The sequence below is a fragment of the Sphingopyxis sp. YR583 genome, assembly GCF_900108295.1.
GTDB lineage: Bacteria > Pseudomonadota > Alphaproteobacteria > Sphingomonadales > Sphingomonadaceae > Sphingopyxis.
Window position 1 is genome coordinate 1,681,116 of the sequence record NZ_FNWK01000001.1, and the last position, 17,803, is coordinate 1,698,918.

The window sequence follows — 17,803 nt, forward strand, 5'->3', positions numbered from 1 at the left end:
AATCAGAACTCCAATCCGCCTTCGCGAGCCGCGTCGGCCAGCGCCTTGATGCGCCCGTGGAACAGGAAGCCGCCACGGTCGAACACGACCTGCGTCACGCCAGCCTTCTTAGCGGCAGCGGCGAGGCGCTTGCCGACATCGGCGGCAGCAGCCGTGGTCGCGCCGGTCTTGCCGCGGACATCCTTGTCGAGCGTCGAAGCCGAAGCGAGCGTCTGCCCGGCAGCGTCATCGATGAGCTGAGCGTAGATGTGGCGACCCGAACGGTGCACCGACAGGCGGGCACGGCCAGCGGCGCGCTGACGGAGGGCGGTACGAACGCGCTGACGGCGTTTCTCGAAAGGGGTAAGATGTGCCATGGCTTACTTCTTCTTGCCTTCTTTGCGGAAGATGTACTCGCCGCGATATTTGATGCCCTTGCCCTTATAGGGTTCGGGCTTACGCCAACGGCGGATTTCCGCCGCGACCTGGCCGACCTTCTGCTTGTCGATACCGGTGATCTCGATCGTCGTGTTGTCCGGCGTCTTGATCTCGATGCCTTCCGGCACCGCGAAATCGACATCGTGGCTGTAGCCGAGCTGCAGCTTCAAGGTCTTGCCCTGCGAGTTGGCACGATAGCCGACGCCGGTGATTTCGAGAACCTTGGTGAAACCTTCGGTCACACCGGTGATCAGGTTCTGGACCAGCGTGCGCTGCATGCCCCAGAAGGCGCGTGCTTCGCGGGTGCTGTTCGCAGGCTGCACCGAGATGCTGCCTTCGCCGACTTCATAGTTGATGAGGTCGGACAGCGGCATCGCGAGCGTGCCCTTCGGACCCTTTACCGACAGCTGGCCGCCGTCGATCGCGGCGGTGACACCGCCGGGGATCGCCACTGCCTTTTTACCAATGCGCGACATCAGAACACCTCCGCCAGCACTTCGCCGCCGACATTATATTCGCGTGCTTCGGCGTCCGAGAGAACGCCGCGCGGGGTCGACACGATGGTGATACCCAGGCCGTTGCGGATGATCGGAAGTTCTTTCGAACCCGAATAGACGCGACGGCCAGGCTTCGAAACGCGCGCCACATGGCGGATCGCCGGCTGCCCTTCGAAATATTTCAGTTCGATGCGGATGCCCTTGTGCTGGCCCTTGGCACCCAGCGCTTCTTCGCTGTAGCCGCGGATATAGCCTTCGCGCTGGAGAACATCGAGAACGCGGACGCGCAGCGTCGAGGCCGGCGTCAGGACGCTGTCCTTCTTCGCCGTCTGGCCGTTGCGGATGCGGGTGAGCATATCACCCAGGGGATCGGTCATTGCCATCTTGTCAGTCCCTTACCAGCTCGACTTCACAACACCGGGGATCAGGCCCTTGTTGGCCAGATCGCGGAGCTGGATACGGCACAGCCGGAATTTGCGATAATAAGCGCGCGGGCGCCCGGTCAGCTCGCACCGGTTACGGATGCGGGTCGGGTTACCATTGCGCGGGATTTCCGCCATCTTGAGGCGCGCGATCAGACGCTCGCCATCGTCGAGCGACGTGTCAGCCGCAATCGCCTTCAGCTTCGCGTAACGGCCGGCGTATTTCTTCACCAGCTGCTTGCGACGCTCGTTCTTGTTTACCGAACTCAGTTTCGCCATGACTTAAGTTCTCTTTCCTTCTTGAAAGAGCCTGCCAGATCCCGAGGGGATCAGGCGGCTTCCTTTTCCTGCGCAACGATCGGGAAGGGGAAGCCGAACAGCTTGAGCAGTTCGCGGGCTTCTTCATCCGTGCGAGCGGTGGTGGTGACGATCACATCCATGCCGCGCACCTGGTCAATGCGGTCATAGTTGATCTCGGGGAAGATGATCTGCTCTTTCAGGCCCATGGCATAGTTGCCACGGCCGTCGAAGCTGGTCGCCGACACGCCGCGGAAGTCGCGGATGCGCGGCATTGCGATCGTGATCAGGCGGTCAAGGAATTCGTACATGCGTTCGCGGCGCAGGGTAACCTTGCAGCCGATCGGCATGCCTTCGCGCAGCTTGAACTGTGCGATCGACTTCTTCGCCTTGGTCACGACGGGCTTCTGGCCGGCGATGAGTTCCATCTCGGCAGCGGCCGCTTCGACCTTCTTCTTGTCCTGCGTGGCTTCGCCGACGCCCATGTTGAGCGTGATCTTTTCGATCTTCGGCACTTCCATCGCATTCTTGTAACCGAACTTCTCGGTCATCGCCTTGACGATCACATCGTCATAGCGCTTGCGCATGCGCGGGGTGTAATTGTCAGCCATTGAGCGTCTCCCCGGACTTCACGGCCACGCGGACCTTCTTGCCGTCCTTGGTTTCGAAACGAACGCGCGTCGGCTTGCCGGTCTTGGGATCGGCAACCGCGACCTTGCTCGCGTACAGCGGCGCTTCCTTGCGCTCCAGGCCACCTTGCGGGTTGGTCTGGCTCGGCTTGCGGTGGCGCGTGATGATGTTGACGCCCGCGACGACGACCTTGCCGTCTTTCGGCAGGCTCTGCGTCACTTCACCGGTCTTGCCCTTGTCCTTGCCGGACAGGATGACAACCGTGTCGCCCTTCTTGATCTTGTTCGCCATGGTTAGAGGACCTCCGGCGCCAGGCTGATGATCTTCATATAGCCACGGCCGCGCAGTTCGCGGACGACGGGGCCGAAGATACGGGTGCCGATGGGCTCTTCGTTCTTGTTGACGAGCACGGCGGCGTTGCTGTCGAAACGGATGACCGAGCCATCGGCGCGGCGCACGTCCTTGGCAGTGCGAACGATGACGGCGCGATGCACGTCACCCTTCTTCACCTTGCCGCGCGGCTGTGCTTCCTTGATCGACACGACGATAACGTCGCCCACGCCGGCAGTACGGCGCTTCGACCCGCCGAGCACCTTGATGCACTGGACGCGCTTGGCACCGCTGTTGTCAGCGACTTCCAATTGTGACTGCATCTGGATCATCGATGCATTTCCTTCTTTTTTGGCCTACCGGGATGCCCCGGCGGTTCCGTGAAAATCAGCTCAGGCGTCAGCGGCCGTTTTGGGCTTGCTGTGGGTGTCGACCTTGTCGAGCACCTTCCACGTCTTCAGCTTCGAAATCGGCTTCGTTTCCTCGATGCGGACGGTTTCGCCAGCCTTGATGGCGTTGTCCTCATCGTGGGCGTGATACTTTTTCGAGCGGCGGATGATCTTGCCGTACAGAGGGTGCTTCACCTTCCGTTCGACCTTCACAACGACGGTCTTGTCGCCCTTGTCGGACACCACCGTACCGGTCAGAATGCGCTTCGGCATCGATAGTCTCCTTACTTCGCGGCCGAGCGCGTGCGCTCGGTCTGCTGCGTCTTGATGCGGGCGATGGAGCGCCGCACTTCCTTGACGCGCGATGCTTTTTCAAGCTGGCCGGTCGCCGCCTGGAAGCGGAGGTTGAACGCCTCGCGCTTCAGTTCGCCAAGCTGTTCGGCGAGCTGGTCGTCGGTCTTGGCCTTGAAATCTTCGGTCTTGGCCATGTCCTTAACCCTCCAGATGCGAGGTGTCGCCGAGACGGGCGATCACCTTCGTCTTGATCGGCAGCTTCATCGCGGCGCGTTCGAACGCCAGCGCGGCCACGGGGCCCGGAACGCCGTCGAGTTCGAACAGGATGCGACCCGGCTTCACGCGCGCGGCCCAGAATTCCGGCGAACCCTTGCCCTTACCCATACGGACTTCGGCAGGCTTCGACGACACGGGGACGTCGGGGAAAATGCGGATCCACAAACGGCCCTGACGCTTGATCGCACGGCTGATCGCACGGCGAGCCGCTTCGATCTGGCGCGCGGTGATGCGCTCGGGTTCCATCGCCTTCAGCCCGTAGGAGCCGAAGTTCAGGCTGGTTCCGCCCTTGGCATTGCCATGGATGCGGCCCTTGAAAGCCTTGCGGAACTTGGTTTTTTTCGGTTGCAGCATATCAGCAGTCCTTAGCGGCGATCTTCACGAGCCGGACGGACACCGGTCGTCTGTGCGTCGAGCATCAGACGGTCGGTTGCCATCGGATCGTGGCCGAGAATCTCGCCCTTGAAGATCCACACCTTGATCCCGCACACGCCATAGGCAGTGTGGGCGGTCGATTCGGCGTAGTCGACATTGGCGCGCAGCGTGTGAAGCGGCACCCGGCCTTCGCGGTACCATTCAGTACGTGCGATTTCCGCGCCGCCGAGACGGCCGGCGCAGTTGATGCGGATGCCTTCGGCGCCCAAACGCATCGCCGACTGAACCGCACGCTTCATGGCGCGACGGAACGCGACGCGGCGCTCGAGCTGATCGGCAATGCCCTGACCGACGAGCTTGGCATCGACTTCGGGCTTGCGGATTTCGACGATGTTCAGCGACACGTCGCTGCCCGTCAGTTCACCGAGCTTCTTGCGCAGCTTTTCGATGTCCGCGCCCTTCTTGCCGATGATGACGCCCGGACGGGCGGCATAGATCGAAACGCGGCACAGCTTGGCCGGACGTTCGATCACGACCTTCGAGATCGCGGCTTGCGGCAGGTTCTTGAACACATACTGGCGGATCTTCAGATCCTCGACCAGCATGCGGCCATAGTCCTGGCCTTCGGCGAACCAGCGGCTGTCCCAGGTGCGGTTGACCTGCAGGCGCAGGCCGATCGGATTGCTCTTCTGGCCCATCTTACGCCTCTTCTTCCTGTTCGCGCACGACAATGCGGATGCGGCTGAACGGCTTGACGATCCGGGTCGACTTGCCGCGGCCACGTGCGTGCCAACGCTTCATCGAGATCGACTTGCCCACGCTCGCTTCCTTGATGACGAGCGCATCAACGTCGAGGTTGTGGTTGTTTTCCGCGTTGGCGACGGCGCTGGCGAGAACCTTGCGCACGTCCACAGCCATCGCCTTCTTCGAGAAGGTGAGGATGTTCATCGCGTCTTCGACCTTGCGGCCGCGGATCAGCGCGGCAACGAGGTTCAGCTTCTGAGCCGAACCGCGGATCTGCGTGCCGACCGAGAGCGCCTCGTTATCCGCAACGCGGCGGGGGGACTTTTCCTTGCCCATTAGCGTTTGCCCTTCTTGTCGGCCGCGTGGCCGGGGAAGAAGCGCGTCGGCGCAAATTCACCCAGCTTCATGCCGACCATGTCTTCGTTCACCGACACCGGCACGAACTTGCGGCCGTTGTAGACGTTGAAGGTCAGCCCGACGAACTGCGGCAGGATGGTGGACCGGCGCGACCAGGTCTTGATCGGGGCAGAGCTGCCGCCGTCCTGGGCCGTTTCGGCTTTCTTGAGGAGATGAAGGTCGACGAACGGACCCTTCCAGACCGAGCGAGCCATGGCTTACCTCTTCTTCTTCGCGTGACGCGACCGGATGATCATCTTGTCGGTCGACTTGTTGTTACGGGTACGAGCACCCTTGGTCGGCTTGCCCCACGGGGTAACCGGATGACGGCCACCCGAGGTGCGGCCTTCACCACCGCCGTGCGGGTGATCGACCGGGTTCTTCGCAACGCCGCGGGTGAGCGGACGCTTGCCGAGCCAGCGGTTGCGACCGGCCTTGCCAAGGTTGGTGTTCTGGTTGTCGGGGTTCGACACCGCACCGACCGTGCCCATGCACTCGCCGCGAATGTAACGCTGCTCGCCCGAACCGAGACGCACGATGACGAGACCGCGGTCACGACCGACGACCTGTGCATAAGTGCCAGCCGAGCGGGCGATCTGGCCGCCCTTGCCCGGCTTCATCTCGATATTGTGGACGATCGTGCCGACGGGCATCTGCGACAGTTCCATCGCATTGCCCGGCTTCACGTCGGTCTTCTTGCCAGCGACGACGGTGTCGCCAACGGCCAGACGCTGCGGCGCGAGGATGTAGGTCTGCTCACCGTCTTCATATTTGACGAGTGCGATGAACGCCGTGCGGTTCGGGTCATATTCCAGACGCTCGACGGTAGCCGGCATGTCCCACTTGCGACGCTTGAAGTCGATGAAGCGGTACTTCTGCTTGTGGCCGCCAGCGATACCGCGCGAGGTCACATGACCCTTGTTGTTGCGGCCACCGGTCTTGCGCTTGCCTTCGGTCAGCGCCTTGACGGGCTTGCCCTTCCACAGCGACGACTTGTCGACGAGGATCAGGCCGCGCTGCGCGGGACTGGTCGGATTATAGGATTTAAGTGCCATTTTCTCTGCCTCTTCCTACAATCAGACGCCGGTCGTGACGTCGATCGACTGGCCTGCGGCCAAGCGAACGATCGCCTTCTTCACGTCGCTGCGGGTGTAGGGCTTGCCCTTCCAGCGCTTGGTCTTGCCCTTGGTCACGAGCGTGTTGACGCTCACGACCTTGACATCGAACAGCGCCTCGACGGCGGCCTTGATGGCGGGCTTGGTCGCGTCGTTTGCGACCTTGAACACCACCGCGTCATTTTCGCTGAGCAGCGTCGACTTTTCGGTGATCACCGGAGCGAGGATCACGTCATAGTGACGCGCGTCGATGGTTTTTGCCTTAGCCATTGCAGCGGGCCTCCAGCTTTTCGACCGCCGCGCGGGTCAGGACCAGCGTGTCGGCACGGATGATGTCATAGACATTGGCACCGATAGCGGGCAGCGCGTCGACACCGATGAGGTTGGCCGAAGCCATTGCGAAGCTTTCGTGCACCGCATCACCGTCGATGAAGAGGGCGCGATTGCCGAGTTCGAGCTTGCCGAGCTTGCCGGCGAGCGCCTTGGTCTTCGCGTCCTTGAGCTCGAGCGTGTCGATGACGACGAGCTTGCCGCCCTTCGCCTTGTCGCTCAAAGCCATCTTCAGGCCGAGGGTGCGGATCTTCTTGTTCAGCGAGTGGCCGAAAGTGCGGGCACGGGGACCGTGCGCCTTGCCACCACCGATGAAGATCGGCGCCTTGCGATCGCCGTGACGTGCGGTACCGCCGCCCTTCTGGCGACCGAACTTCTTGCCGGTGCGCGACACATCGCTGCGTTCGCGGGCGGCACGAGCCGGACCACGGCGCTTTTCGAGCTGCCATGCAACGACGCGATGCAGGATGTCGGCGCGGGCGTCGACGCCGAACACATCGTCGTTGAGATCGATGTCGGTGCCGGCCTTGCCGTCGAGGGTCTGAACCTTGACCTTCATGATCAGGACTCCTGTGCGCCGTCGGTGGCCGCGGTGTCGACGACGGTTTCTTCAACCGGCGTTTCGACCGGTGCGTCAACCGGGGCTTCGTTGCTGTTGGCCGCGCTCTTGACGCCCGCCGGATAGGGGGCCTCGGGGTGACGCGGCAGCTTCACCGCATCGCGAACGAGCAACCAGCCACCCTTCGAGCCAGGGACCGAGCCCTTGACGAAGAGAAGGCCGCGCTCGACGTCGGTGCGGACGATTTCGAGATTCTGCTGGGTGCGGTTGCGCGCGCCCATGTGGCCGGCCATCTTCTTGTTCTTGAAGACGCGGCCCGGATCCTGGCGGTTACCGGTCGAACCATGCGCACGGTGGCTGATCGAAACACCGTGGGTCGCGCGCATACCGCCGAAACCCCAGCGCTTCATCGCACCGGCAAAGCCCTTACCCTGGGTCACACCCTGAATGTCGACGATCTGACCGGCGACGAAGTGATCGGCCGACAGTTCGGCGCCGACGTCGAGCGTCGCATCGTCAGCGACGCGGAATTCGACGAGCTTCGCCTTGGGCTCGACTTCGGCCTTGCCATAGGCACCGCGCTGCGGCTTGGCGACGTTCTTCGCCTTGGCCGAGCCAGCACCGAGCTGAACGGCCACATAGCCGTCACGTTCTTTATCGCGCACAGAAACGACCTGGCAGCCTTCGAGGCTCAGGACGGTGACGGGCACGTGGCGGCCGTCGTCCTGAAACAGGCGGGTCATCCCCATTTTCTTCGCGATCACGCCAGTACGCATGATCATACTCCTCAACAGAGGCCGGGCGGACCATTCCGCACGGCGTGTGGGACCTCATCAAGGCAAACCCCGACGAGAACCCTCCCAGCCCAAAATTTCGATGCATCGCCCCGTCCGGGCTGAGGTGCCGCTGTCCCGAGAGACCAGCGGCGAGACGGGGGACGCAGCCCGGTCGTAAATGCCTTCCGAAGAAAGCGACCGGCGGTATCCACCCTATCGTCGGTCCGGATCGCTCCGGACAATGCAGTCACCGAAGTGTCCTGCCGATAGAGACCCCGGCTTTCGCCGGGGCTGCGTTGGCTTTAGGCCAACTTGATCTCAACGTTCACGCCCGCGGCGAGGTCGAGCTTCATCAGCGCGTCGACCGTCTGCGGGGTGGGCTGCACGATGTCGAGCAGCCGCTTGTGGGTACGCACCTCGAACTGCTCGCGCGACTTCTTGTCGACATGCGGGCCGCGGTTCACGGTGAATTTTTCAATGCGCGTCGGAAGCGGGATCGGACCGCGAATGAGAGCGCCCGTGCGACGTGCCGTGTCGGCAATGTCGGTGGTGGCCTGATCGAGCACGCGGTGATCAAAGGCCTTCAGGCGAATGCGAATATTCTGCGTTTCCATGACTGTTCCAGTCGAATCCCGTCTAACGATGCGAAAGAGCCGAAATGGCCTGCACCGGCCCCCATCAGGAAGCCGGTTCGGCCATCAAAATTCTTTAAGCTACGAGCCGCGCGAATCGGTCCGAATCGCGCGGCTCGCGGCCCTATATTACTTTGTGATCGTCGCGACAACCCCTGCGCCGACCGTGCGGCCACCTTCGCGAATTGCGAAGCGGAGACCCGGGTCCATGGCGATCGGGGCGATCAGCTTGACCGACAGCTGGACGTTGTCGCCCGGCATGACCATTTCGGTGCCCTCGGGGAGGATGACCTCACCGGTGACGTCCGTGGTGCGGAAGTAGAACTGCGGACGATAGTTCGCGAAGAACGGCGTGTGACGGCCGCCTTCGTCCTTCGACAGGACGTACACTTCCGAGGTGAACTCGGTGTGCGGCGTGATCGAGCCGGGCTTCGCCAGAACCTGGCCACGCTCGACTTCTTCACGGCCGACGCCGCGGATCAGCGCACCGATGTTGTCGCCAGCCTGGCCCTGGTCGAGCAGCTTGCGGAACATTTCGACGCCGGTGACGACGGTCTTCTTGGTGTCCTTGATGCCGACGATTTCGACTTCTTCACCAACCTTGACGATGCCGGTTTCGACGCGGCCGGTGACAACCGTACCACGACCCGAGATCGAGAACACGTCTTCGATCGGCATCAGGAAGGGCTTGTCGAGCGGACGTTCCGGCTGCGGGATCCACGCGTCGACGGCAGCCATCAGCTTCAGGATCGCGTCCTTGCCGATGTTGTCGTCGCGACCTTCGAGAGCGGCGAGAGCCGAACCCGGGATGATCGGAATATTGTCGCCGTCGAAATCACGCTTCGACAGTTCTTCGCGGATTTCCAGCTCGACGAGTTCGAGCAGTTCGGGATCGTCCAGCTGGTCGACCTTGTTGAGGAAGACGACCATGGTCGGAACGCCGACCTGCTTCGCGAGCAGGATGTGCTCCTTCGTCTGGGGCATCGGGCCGTCAGCGGCCGAAACGACGAGGATCGCGCCGTCCATCTGGGCGGCACCGGTGATCATGTTCTTCACATAGTCAGCGTGACCCGGGCAGTCGACGTGCGCGTAGTGGCGGCCGTCGGTTTCATATTCGACGTGTGCGGTCGAAATGGTGATGCCGCGCTCGCGCTCTTCGGGAGCCTTGTCGATGTTCGCGAAGTCGACGGCGGCGTTGCCGGCGACGTTTTCGGCGAGCACCTTGGTGATCGCTGCGGTCAGCGAGGTCTTGCCATGGTCGACGTGACCGATGGTGCCGATGTTGCAGTGCGGCTTCGTCCGCTCAAATTTAGCCTTGGCCATGATGTAACAACCTTCTTGTTCGATGTTTGCGTTGATCAGTCCTGGACGAGCCTGCTGAATCAGGCGCCGCCCTTAGAGGGTCTTGCCGCGCGGTGCAAGCCCGCGCGGCTTTGACCCTATCAGGCCATCTTGGCCTTCACTTCTTCGGCGACGTTCGTCGGCACTTCTTCATAATGCGAGAATTGCATCGAGTAGCTTGCGCGACCCTGGCTGAAGCTGCGCAGCTGATTGACGTAGCCGAACATGTTCGCCAGCGGAACGATCGCCTCGACGACCTGGGCGATGCCCCGGCTGTCGGTGCCCTGAATCTGCCCGCGACGGCTGTTGAGATCGCCGATCACGTCACCCATGAATTCCTCGGGGGTAACGACTTCGACCTTCATCACCGGTTCGAGCAGCTTGATGCCGGCCTTCGCCGCCACTTCGCGCATCGCCGCACGGCCCGCGATTTCGAACGCCAGCGCCGACGAGTCGACGTCGTGGTACGCGCCGTCCGTGAGCTTGATTTCGAAGTCGATGATCGGGAAGCCGATCATGTGACCGTTTTCGGCCGACTCGCGCATGCCCTTTTCAACCGACGGGATATACTCGCGCGGAATGTTACCGCCCTTGATCTCGTCGATGAAGGTGATGCCCGCCCCGCGCTCGCCGGGAGCGACGCTGACCTTGACGCGGCCGAACTGGCCCGAGCCGCCCGATTGCTTCTTGTGGGTGTAGTCGACGTCGACGGCCTTCGCGAGCGATTCGCGGTACGCCACCTGCGGGGCACCGACGTTCGCTTCGACCTTGAACTCGCGCTTCATGCGATCGACGAGAATGTCGAGGTGAAGCTCGCCCATGCCCTTGATGATCGTCTGGCCCGATTCATGGTCGGTCGACACGCGGAACGAGGGATCCTCGGCAGCCAGGCGGTTGAGCGCGATGCCCATGCGTTCCTGGTCGGCCTTTGTCTTCGGTTCCACCGACAGCTCGATGACCGGCTCGGGGAATTCCATCCGCTCGAGGATGATCGGCGCGTTGGTGGCGCAGAGCGTGTCCCCGGTCGTGGTTTCCTTGAGGCCGGCGAGCGCGACGATGTCGCCCGCATAGGCTTCTTCGATGTCTTCGCGGCTGTTCGCATGCATCAGCAGCATGCGACCGACCTTTTCCTTCTTGTCCTTCACCGAGTTCAGGTACGTGCCCTTGTTGAGGGTACCCGAATAGATGCGGGCGAAGGTGAGCGAACCGACGAACGGGTCGTTCATGATCTTGAACGCGAGCAGCGACAGCGGGGCCGAGTCCGACGTCTCACGCGAGTCGGGCTGGTCGGTGTCGGGGTTGATACCCTGAACGTCAGGAATATCGAGCGGCGAAGGCAGATAGTCGACGACCGCGTCGAGCAGCGTCTGGACACCCTTGTTCTTGAACGCCGAGCCGCAGAGGACCGGAACGAACGCCTGTGCCAGCGTGCCCTTGCGGATCAGCTTCTTGAGCGTCGCGACGTCGGGGACGGTGCCTTCGAGATAGGCTTCCATCGCATCGTCGTCCTGTTCGACGGCGAGCTCGACGAGCTTTTCGCGATATTCGGCTGCCTTGTCGGCGAGGTCGGCGGGGATTTCTTCATAGAAGAATTCGGCGCCGAGGCTTTCGTCCTTCCAGATGATCGCACGCTCGTTGACGAGGTCGACGAGGCCCTTGAAGCCGCCTTCCGAACCGATCGGCAGATAGAGCACGGCCGGGGTCGCACCGAGACGATCGATGATCGTCTGGACGCAATAATAGAAATCGGCGCCGGTGCGGTCGAGCTTGTTGATGAAGCACATCCGCGGAACCTTGTACTTGTCCGCCTGACGCCACACGGTTTCCGACTGCGGCTCAACGCCGGCAACGCCGTCGAACGCGGTGATCGCGCCATCGAGCACGCGCAGCGAACGCTCGACTTCGATCGTGAAGTCGACGTGGCCGGGGGTGTCAATGATGTTCAGGCGATGCTCGGGGCCATTGCCCTCTTCGGCCTTCCACAGGCAGGTCGTGGCAGCCGACGTGATCGTGATGCCGCGTTCTTGCTCTTGCTCCATCCAGTCCATCGTCGCGGCGCCGTCATGGACTTCGCCGATCTTGTAGGACTTGCCGGTGTAATAGAGAATGCGCTCGGTCGTCGTGGTCTTGCCGGCGTCGATGTGCGCCATGATACCGAAATTGCGATAGCGTTCGAGCGGATGGCTGCGTGCCATGGTCTTTTCCTTGGATTTGGGGGGAGGCCTTTGGAGCCACCCCCGATATAGGAACGATTGTTACGATTGCGAGACGCCGGGGCGTCCGCGGTCGCTTACCAGCGGTAGTGGCTGAAGGCGCGGTTCGCTTCGGCCATGCGATGCGTATCTTCGCGCTTCTTGACCGCGTTGCCACGGTTGTTCGACGCGTCGAGCAATTCGCCCGACAGACGCGCGGCCATCGTGGTTTCGCTGCGGTTGCGCGCGGCGGTGATCAGCCAGCGAATCGCAAGCGCCTGCGCGCGGTCCGGACGGACTTCGACGGGAACCTGATAGGTCGCACCACCGACGCGGCGGCTGCGGACTTCGATGTTCGGACGGATGTTCGCGAGCGCTTCGTGGAACACGCCGAGCGGTTCCTTCTTGGCGCGGGCTTCGACCGACTCGAGCGCACCATAGACGATGCTTTCGGCGACGGACTTCTTCCCGTCCAGCATGACGCTGTTCATGAACTTCGACAGCACCGTATCACCGAAACGGGGATCGGGCAGGATTTCGCGGCGTTCAGGACGACGACGACGAGCCATAGGTAATTCCTTTTACAACAGCATCCGGGCGCGAGAGCGCTCTCGGATGATCAAATAGCCGAAAAAGCGGTCCTTACTTCGGACGCTTCGCGCCGTACTTCGAACGGCTCTGCTTGCGGTCCTTCACACCCTGCGTATCGAGCACGCCGCGCAGGACGTGGTAACGCACACCGGGAAGATCGCGGACACGACCGCCGCGGATCAGCACGACGCTGTGTTCCTGGAGGTTGTGGCCTTCGCCGGGGATGTAGGTGATGACTTCGCGGCTGTTGGTCAGGCGGACCTTCGCAACCTTGCGGAGCGCCGAGTTCGGCTTTTTCGGGGTCGTCGTGTAGACACGGGTGCAAACGCCGCGCTTTTGCGGGTTTGCGTCCATCGCCGGGACCTTGGACTTCACCTTCTGGGGAGTCCGGCCCTTGCGGACCAGCTGGTTGATCGTGGGCATGAATGCTTCACCTTTAATTGTTCGCCCATCAAAGCGAACGGTTACTGTACTGCGGTGGATGAAGCTCCGGCCGCTGACCCGCCAAAAATGGCGAAAAACGGCCGACCTTATAACAGCAAAAGACCCCGGCGGATCGACATGATCTTCCGGAGGCTCCATCCGCGCCAGCAATGTTCAAGCGCTGTTGTAACTGAAAGAGGCAGCAAACCGCCCTTTTCGGTTGAGCGCGCCCCTAGACCCGATTCCCCCGACGGTCAAGGGTGGGCGGTCAAGGGGCAGGCAATATTGTTGCGCCGACCGGGGCGGGCTATCGGTCGGCGATGTCAGCGATCCGCCACGCCAGCTTCGCCCCCCATGTCGCGCCCGATACCCGGCTGCTGATTCTGGGAAGTCTACCGGGCGTCCGTTCGCTGCCGAACGGCAATATTATGCGCATCCGACGAACCAGTTCTGGCGCTTGCTCGGCGAGGTCGTCGGCCAACCACTCGCGGACCTACCCTATGATGACAGGCTGGCCGCCCTGCGCGAAGCGAAAGTCGGGCTATGGGACGTCATCCGCAGCGCCGAGCGACACACAAGCAGCGACTCGTTGATCCGCGAAGTCGAAGCGCACGATCTCGCGGCACTGATCGCGAATCTGCCCGCCTTGCGCATGATCGCATTCAATGGCGGAAAGGCCACCGCGATCGGCAGAAAGCAACTTCCGCCGCTCGATGGAGTGACGATCCTCGATTTGCCGTCGAGCAGCGCCGCCAACACGATCGGCTTCGCGGCGAAGCGCGATCGCTGGCTGGCGCTGCGCGGCGCGCTTTAGGTCAGTCGACGACCGACCCGCGCGCCATCACGAAATCGACCTTCTTGAGCACTCGCACATCGGCGACCGGATCGCTCGCGACCGCGATGATGTCGGCGCTCTTGCCCGGCGCGATCGTCCCGATCTGATCGGACAGGCCAAGCAGGTCGGCAGCGTTGACGGTGGCGGCCTTGAGCGCCTCGACCGGCTTCATCCCGTGCTGGACCATCAGTTCGAATTCGTCGCCGTTGCGGCCATGCTTCGACACGCCGGCGTCGGTGCCGAACGCGATACGCACGCCGCGCGGGACGAGCTGCTCAAGACTCTTGCCGGTGATCGAGATGCGCCACTGGATCTTGGCGAGCACGTCGGGTTCATAGGCGTTGGCGTTCGCTGCGAGACGTTCCTTGTAACCATTCACCGTCGACAAGGTCGGGACATAATAGGTTTTCGACTTGGCCCACGCCGCGATCGTCGCTTCGTCGAGGATCGTGCCATGTTCGATCGAGTCGGCGCCGGCGTCGATCGCGAGGCGGATTCCGTCGGCGCCATGCGCGTGGACGGCGACCTTCTTGCCGAACAGATGCGCAGTATCGACAATCGCCTTTGCCTCGTCGTCGAACATCTGCTTGCCGAGCCCGGCGCCAATGCGGCTGTTGACCCCGCCGGTCGAGGCGAATTTGATCACGTCGGCGCCGCGCCCGATCTGCAGCCGAACCGCGCGGCGGCAATCGTCGGCGCCGTTGCAGGTGTTGCCCGCCCCGGCGAAGAAGGGACGAAGCTCGTCGCGATAGCCGAGCGAGCCGTCCATATGCCCCGCGCTGCCCGAGATGCTGTTGCCAGCATCGACGATGCGCGGTCCCTGCACCTTTCCGGCGAGGATCGCGTCGCGGAGCGCCAGCGTCGCACCGTCGCCATCGCCGAGGTTGCGGACCGTGGTGAAGCCCGCGCGCAGCGTCTTCATCCCGTTTGCTTCGGCATTGAAGGCCTGCGCCGCCGGGCTGAGCGTCATCTCCTCGAGCTGTCCCGCGATACCGCCCGCATCACTCGTCAGATGGACATGGCTGTCGATGAGGCCAGGGAGGACATATTTATCCTTGAGGTCGATCAGCGTCGCACCGGGATCGGCGGGCTGATACCCGTCGACGATACTCACGATCTTGCCGCCCTCGACGATGATCGTCGATGCGCCGCGCACAGGCTTTCCGGGTTCGGCGAGCAACTGGCCTGCATGGATGACCGTGCGCGCGGGCGCCTGCGCCGCGAGCGGCGAGGCGAGTGCCGCGCCGATCAGCGCGAGCGGAAGAATATGAATCGGCTTCATTCTGGCATCCCCTGTTTTAATTCGGAGAGCGTTAAAGCCGATCAGAAGCCCATCGTAAAGCGAAGCGCCGCGCCCTGATCATCGGGCATGGCCGCAATATGGCCCGGATCCTGCCGCCACCAGCTGTTCGCGATCAGTTCGCCGCCGAACAGGGCCATGGCATAGCTTGCCTCGACGACCAGCTCGCGGCCCGTCGGCGCGAGATTATAGGTACGGCGGCCGAAGTCGGTACGGCCCGTCGTATAGTCATGCGCGACGGGGAGCATCAGATCGATGCCGCCGCGCGCGACGCGCAAAGGCTGGACGAAACGAAGCGCGGTGCGGTCGCCGGGCTGCACCAGATTCGCCTTGGCGATGTCGAAGGAAAAGGCGGTCGACCAGAGCGCACCGCCCGCGACCAAGCCGTGCTGGTCCGGCCGTGTCCACATCTGGCGCCAGTTGGCCGCAACTTGCCAATCATTGCGCATATCGAGGATGACGCCGGCGTCGCCGACGAGGCTGGTCGCGCCGCCGGCGCCGAACATCGGGCCGAGGCGAGCACCGAGGAGGCTGTCCGATTCGCGTAGCCAGCTGGCGCCGAGCGCGGTGCGGACGGGGCCGAAGCGGGCGTCCCACGCGGCACCCACGCGCTGGTAGCGGCTGTCGCGGCCCGAGCGGTAGCGGAGCAGCGGATCGTCCTGCCAGCGGGAGCCCGACACCCACCCATTCTCCAATATGACATTAACATATTGGTTATGAGATATATTATGGCGGATCATCGTGCCGATGCCGGGGCTGGCGGCAAAACCGAGCCCCTCGTTCGCAGCGTCGCCGATGAGCATGGCATGACCGCTGTCGCCGCGTTCGCCGGCCAGCAGGCCGCCGGTGCCGCGCCCTGCGGCAAAGCCGATACGCGTGCGCGCGTCGATGCGCGTCATCACCGAGGCGGCTATCGTGCGGGCGCGCTGCGCGTCGTGGAAGGAGAGCCCCGCGAGCGCGTCGCTGCCGCCCGTGCCCGGCGCGGTGACGAGCGAAAGCGCGAGCGATGCGTTCGCGGCACTTTGCTGGCGTATCAGCCCCCCGATCGCGCCCGACAGTTTGAAGTCGGGGCGCCGCGATGCCAGCGAACCGCCGAAATCGACATTGAAAGCGCGGCCGAAACCGTCGGTGACGAGGCCCGTCGTTCCGATGCCGCCGGCATCGCCCATCGGCCCGCCAAGAACACCGAGCGGCGCATCGAGCGCGACCGCGGTCGAGGTACCGGCGAGCGCGGTCGCGCCCATCGGCTGGAACGCGCGTGCGATATCGAGGATGCCCCGGCCATAGACGGCGTCTTCGCCCGCCGCGCCGGCATCGCGCGCCGACTGGTACAGGAGCGAAACGATCTGCTGGCTGGTAAGATTCGGAAATGCCTGCGCGATCAGCGCGACCGCGCCCGCGACCTGCGGCGCCGCGAAACTGGTGCCGTTGAGCACGAAGACGAAATTGCCCTCGGTCTCGATCTCGCCATTTTCATAGGCGCAGCACACGCCCTCGCCAAGCGCGGCGAGATAGGAGCCGGCATAACCGCCCGCGCGATTGCTGAACCCCGATATCGCCCCGCGATCGTTCACCGCACCGGCGATCACGACGAGCCCGCCGCCGGCATCGCGCAGCCCCTGTGCGAAGCGGTCGGGATTGTTCGGATCATTGCCGTTCGCGGTCGTGTCGCCCTCATTCCCCGCCGAGACGACGACGATGATTCCCGCCGCGGTCGCACGCGAGACCGCCGCGCGCAGCGTCGCACCGGGCGGATCTTCGCCGCCGAGCGAGATGTTGACGACGCGCGCGCCCGCGCTGACCGCGCGGTCGAGCCCCGCCGCGATCGCGGTTTCGGGATAGCGGCAGCCGCTTTCGTCGTTGGACGGATCTTCGGTCGCGCAGCTTCCCGGCCGGTCGGCGCGCAGCACGAGCAGGCTGGCGTCGAAGGCGATACCGAAGGTGCCCGCGTCATTTTTCCCGCCAAGCAATATTTGCGCGACATTGGTACCGTGCGTCCCCTCGCCATTGATACCGCGCGATCCGGCAAGGTCGGCCGACAGCGACGAGATGCGCCCCGCGAACTCGGGGCTGTCCTGGTCGATCCCGTCGTCGATCACCCCCGCCAATATGCCCCGTCCGGTCGCCCCCGCCTGATAGGCGGTGATCGCGCCGTGGAAATTGACCCCGTCGGACATGCGCGTTTCGGCGGTGTTGAAATTGCCCGTCGGCGGCGGGGTAGGGGTGGGCGTTGGAGTCGGGGTAGGGGCAGGGGTAGGAGTCGGGGTCGGCGCCGAGGGCGGCGCGGGCGTTGGCGAGGGACGAGGAGTGCCGCCCCCGCCGCCGCATCCCGCGAGCGAAAAAGCGGCGATCCCGATCAAAAGAGGCAAGGGCCGACCGGCGATCCGGTCGATGCGTCTGCGTCGGTTTGCGTCGGCCATGGCCGTTCCCCTTTGCCCTGATATCCGCCTTTTAGCGCGGCGGAGGAGCGTGGGGTAGCATCATGCGGTTAACCGAGGGTTGGCCGATCGGTTTATCCTCCCTGTGGCGAAGCCATGGGGAGGTGGCGGTCGTGACAGCGACTGACGGAGGGGCCGCGACGTCTGAGCCCCTCCACCACCGCCTGCGGCGGCGGTCCCGCTGGCGCTGCGCGCCGTCTGCGA

25 protein-coding genes are annotated in these 17,803 nt (G+C 63.5%); 1 reads left to right on the plus strand and 24 read right to left on the minus strand.

Going from position 1 to position 17,803, the window contains the following annotated elements:
* Window positions 1-2: 2 nt before the first annotated feature.
* The 22 genes from rplR to rpsL form a co-directional block, all read right to left on the minus strand.
* Window positions 3-356: a 50S ribosomal protein L18 gene (rplR, locus tag BLW56_RS07705; protein WP_093509976.1), complete on the minus strand. Its 354-nt coding sequence runs from the start codon at window positions 354-356 to the stop codon at window positions 3-5.
* Between the two features lie 3 nt (window positions 357-359).
* Window positions 360-893: a 50S ribosomal protein L6 gene (gene rplF / locus BLW56_RS07710; RefSeq protein WP_093509977.1), complete on the minus strand. Its 534-nt coding sequence runs from the start codon at window positions 891-893 to the stop codon at window positions 360-362.
* Window positions 893-1,297, minus strand: coding sequence for a 30S ribosomal protein S8 (rpsH, locus tag BLW56_RS07715; protein ID WP_093509978.1), 405 nt, complete (start codon window positions 1,295-1,297; stop codon window positions 893-895). Before rpsH ends, rplF begins: the two co-directional genes overlap by 1 nt.
* 12 nt (window positions 1,298-1,309) lie before the next feature.
* Window positions 1,310-1,615: a 30S ribosomal protein S14 gene (gene rpsN, locus BLW56_RS07720; RefSeq protein WP_037556379.1), complete on the minus strand. Its 306-nt coding sequence runs from the start codon at window positions 1,613-1,615 to the stop codon at window positions 1,310-1,312.
* Between the two features lie 50 nt (window positions 1,616-1,665).
* Entirely contained in the window at window positions 1,666-2,244 is a 579-nt protein-coding gene (rplE, locus tag BLW56_RS07725; RefSeq protein WP_093509979.1) for a 50S ribosomal protein L5, read from the minus strand.
* Complete coding sequence (gene rplX, locus BLW56_RS07730; protein WP_093509980.1) at window positions 2,237-2,554, minus strand: 50S ribosomal protein L24; 318 nt, start codon at window positions 2,552-2,554, stop codon at window positions 2,237-2,239. Before rplX ends, rplE begins: the two co-directional genes overlap by 8 nt.
* A gap of 2 nt (window positions 2,555-2,556) precedes the next feature.
* Window positions 2,557-2,925 carry a 50S ribosomal protein L14 gene (gene rplN / locus BLW56_RS07735; RefSeq protein WP_011543078.1) on the minus strand — a complete coding sequence of 123 codons (369 nt, stop codon included), beginning with the start codon at window positions 2,923-2,925 and terminating at the stop codon, window positions 2,557-2,559.
* Window positions 2,926-2,985: 60 nt separating this feature from the next.
* Window positions 2,986-3,255 carry a 30S ribosomal protein S17 gene (gene rpsQ / locus BLW56_RS07740; RefSeq protein ID WP_039578283.1) on the minus strand — a complete coding sequence of 90 codons (270 nt, stop codon included), beginning with the start codon at window positions 3,253-3,255 and terminating at the stop codon, window positions 2,986-2,988.
* Window positions 3,256-3,266: 11 nt separating this feature from the next.
* Window positions 3,267-3,470: a 50S ribosomal protein L29 gene (rpmC, locus tag BLW56_RS07745; protein WP_037515654.1), complete on the minus strand. Its 204-nt coding sequence runs from the start codon at window positions 3,468-3,470 to the stop codon at window positions 3,267-3,269.
* Between the two features lie 4 nt (window positions 3,471-3,474).
* Window positions 3,475-3,906, minus strand: a complete 432-nt coding sequence (gene rplP, locus BLW56_RS07750) for a 50S ribosomal protein L16 (protein ID WP_037515653.1) — start codon at window positions 3,904-3,906, stop codon at window positions 3,475-3,477.
* A gap of 11 nt (window positions 3,907-3,917) precedes the next feature.
* Window positions 3,918-4,625 (minus strand): 30S ribosomal protein S3, encoded by a 708-nt coding sequence (gene rpsC, locus BLW56_RS07755; RefSeq protein WP_037515652.1) that lies wholly within the window; start codon window positions 4,623-4,625, stop codon window positions 3,918-3,920.
* A 1-nt stretch (window position 4,626) separates the two neighbouring features.
* On the minus strand, window positions 4,627-5,007 hold the full coding sequence (gene rplV / locus BLW56_RS07760; protein ID WP_037515650.1) for a 50S ribosomal protein L22: 381 nt from the start codon (window positions 5,005-5,007) through the stop codon (window positions 4,627-4,629).
* Window positions 5,007-5,282: a 30S ribosomal protein S19 gene (gene rpsS / locus BLW56_RS07765; protein WP_037556370.1), complete on the minus strand. Its 276-nt coding sequence runs from the start codon at window positions 5,280-5,282 to the stop codon at window positions 5,007-5,009. Before rpsS ends, rplV begins: the two co-directional genes overlap by 1 nt.
* Window positions 5,283-5,285: 3 nt before the next feature.
* Window positions 5,286-6,122 carry a 50S ribosomal protein L2 gene (rplB, locus tag BLW56_RS07770; RefSeq protein WP_093509981.1) on the minus strand — a complete coding sequence of 279 codons (837 nt, stop codon included), beginning with the start codon at window positions 6,120-6,122 and terminating at the stop codon, window positions 5,286-5,288.
* Between the two features lie 21 nt (window positions 6,123-6,143).
* On the minus strand, window positions 6,144-6,452 hold the full coding sequence (locus BLW56_RS07775; RefSeq protein WP_093509982.1) for a 50S ribosomal protein L23: 309 nt from the start codon (window positions 6,450-6,452) through the stop codon (window positions 6,144-6,146).
* Window positions 6,445-7,071 carry a 50S ribosomal protein L4 gene (gene rplD, locus BLW56_RS07780; RefSeq protein ID WP_093509983.1) on the minus strand — a complete coding sequence of 209 codons (627 nt, stop codon included), beginning with the start codon at window positions 7,069-7,071 and terminating at the stop codon, window positions 6,445-6,447. The genes BLW56_RS07775 and rplD overlap by 8 nt, the downstream gene beginning before the upstream one ends.
* Before the next feature lie 2 nt (window positions 7,072-7,073).
* Entirely contained in the window at window positions 7,074-7,847 is a 774-nt protein-coding gene (gene rplC / locus BLW56_RS07785) for a 50S ribosomal protein L3 (RefSeq protein ID WP_093510852.1), read from the minus strand.
* 302 nt (window positions 7,848-8,149) lie between these two features.
* Window positions 8,150-8,461, minus strand: a complete 312-nt coding sequence (gene rpsJ / locus BLW56_RS07790) for a 30S ribosomal protein S10 (RefSeq protein ID WP_003042199.1) — start codon at window positions 8,459-8,461, stop codon at window positions 8,150-8,152.
* Between the two features lie 147 nt (window positions 8,462-8,608).
* Window positions 8,609-9,802: an elongation factor Tu gene (tuf, locus tag BLW56_RS07795; protein WP_093509984.1), complete on the minus strand. Its 1,194-nt coding sequence runs from the start codon at window positions 9,800-9,802 to the stop codon at window positions 8,609-8,611.
* Window positions 9,803-9,921: 119 nt separating this feature from the next.
* Window positions 9,922-12,015, minus strand: coding sequence for an elongation factor G (gene fusA, locus BLW56_RS07800; RefSeq protein ID WP_093509985.1), 2,094 nt, complete (start codon window positions 12,013-12,015; stop codon window positions 9,922-9,924).
* A gap of 95 nt (window positions 12,016-12,110) precedes the next feature.
* Window positions 12,111-12,581 carry a 30S ribosomal protein S7 gene (gene rpsG, locus BLW56_RS07805; RefSeq protein WP_058818022.1) on the minus strand — a complete coding sequence of 157 codons (471 nt, stop codon included), beginning with the start codon at window positions 12,579-12,581 and terminating at the stop codon, window positions 12,111-12,113.
* A 73-nt stretch (window positions 12,582-12,654) separates the two neighbouring features.
* Window positions 12,655-13,026, minus strand: a complete 372-nt coding sequence (gene rpsL, locus BLW56_RS07810) for a 30S ribosomal protein S12 (protein WP_058805196.1) — start codon at window positions 13,024-13,026, stop codon at window positions 12,655-12,657.
* 220 nt (window positions 13,027-13,246) lie between these two features.
* Here rpsL and BLW56_RS07815 point away from each other — a divergent pair, with 220 nt between their 5' ends.
* Window positions 13,247-13,840 (plus strand): DNA-deoxyinosine glycosylase, encoded by a 594-nt coding sequence (locus BLW56_RS07815; protein WP_371262214.1) that lies wholly within the window; start codon window positions 13,247-13,249, stop codon window positions 13,838-13,840.
* Window position 13,841: 1 nt separating this feature from the next.
* On the opposite strand, the gene BLW56_RS07820 is transcribed toward BLW56_RS07815, so the two are convergent.
* Together BLW56_RS07820 and BLW56_RS07825 are read right to left on the minus strand one after the other, a co-directional pair.
* Complete coding sequence (locus tag BLW56_RS07820) at window positions 13,842-15,143, minus strand: metal-dependent hydrolase family protein (protein ID WP_093509986.1); 1,302 nt, start codon at window positions 15,141-15,143, stop codon at window positions 13,842-13,844.
* Window positions 15,144-15,184: 41 nt separating this feature from the next.
* Window positions 15,185-17,581, minus strand: a complete 2,397-nt coding sequence (locus BLW56_RS07825) for a S8 family peptidase (protein ID WP_143043413.1) — start codon at window positions 17,579-17,581, stop codon at window positions 15,185-15,187.
* Window positions 17,582-17,803 lie beyond the last annotated feature (222 nt).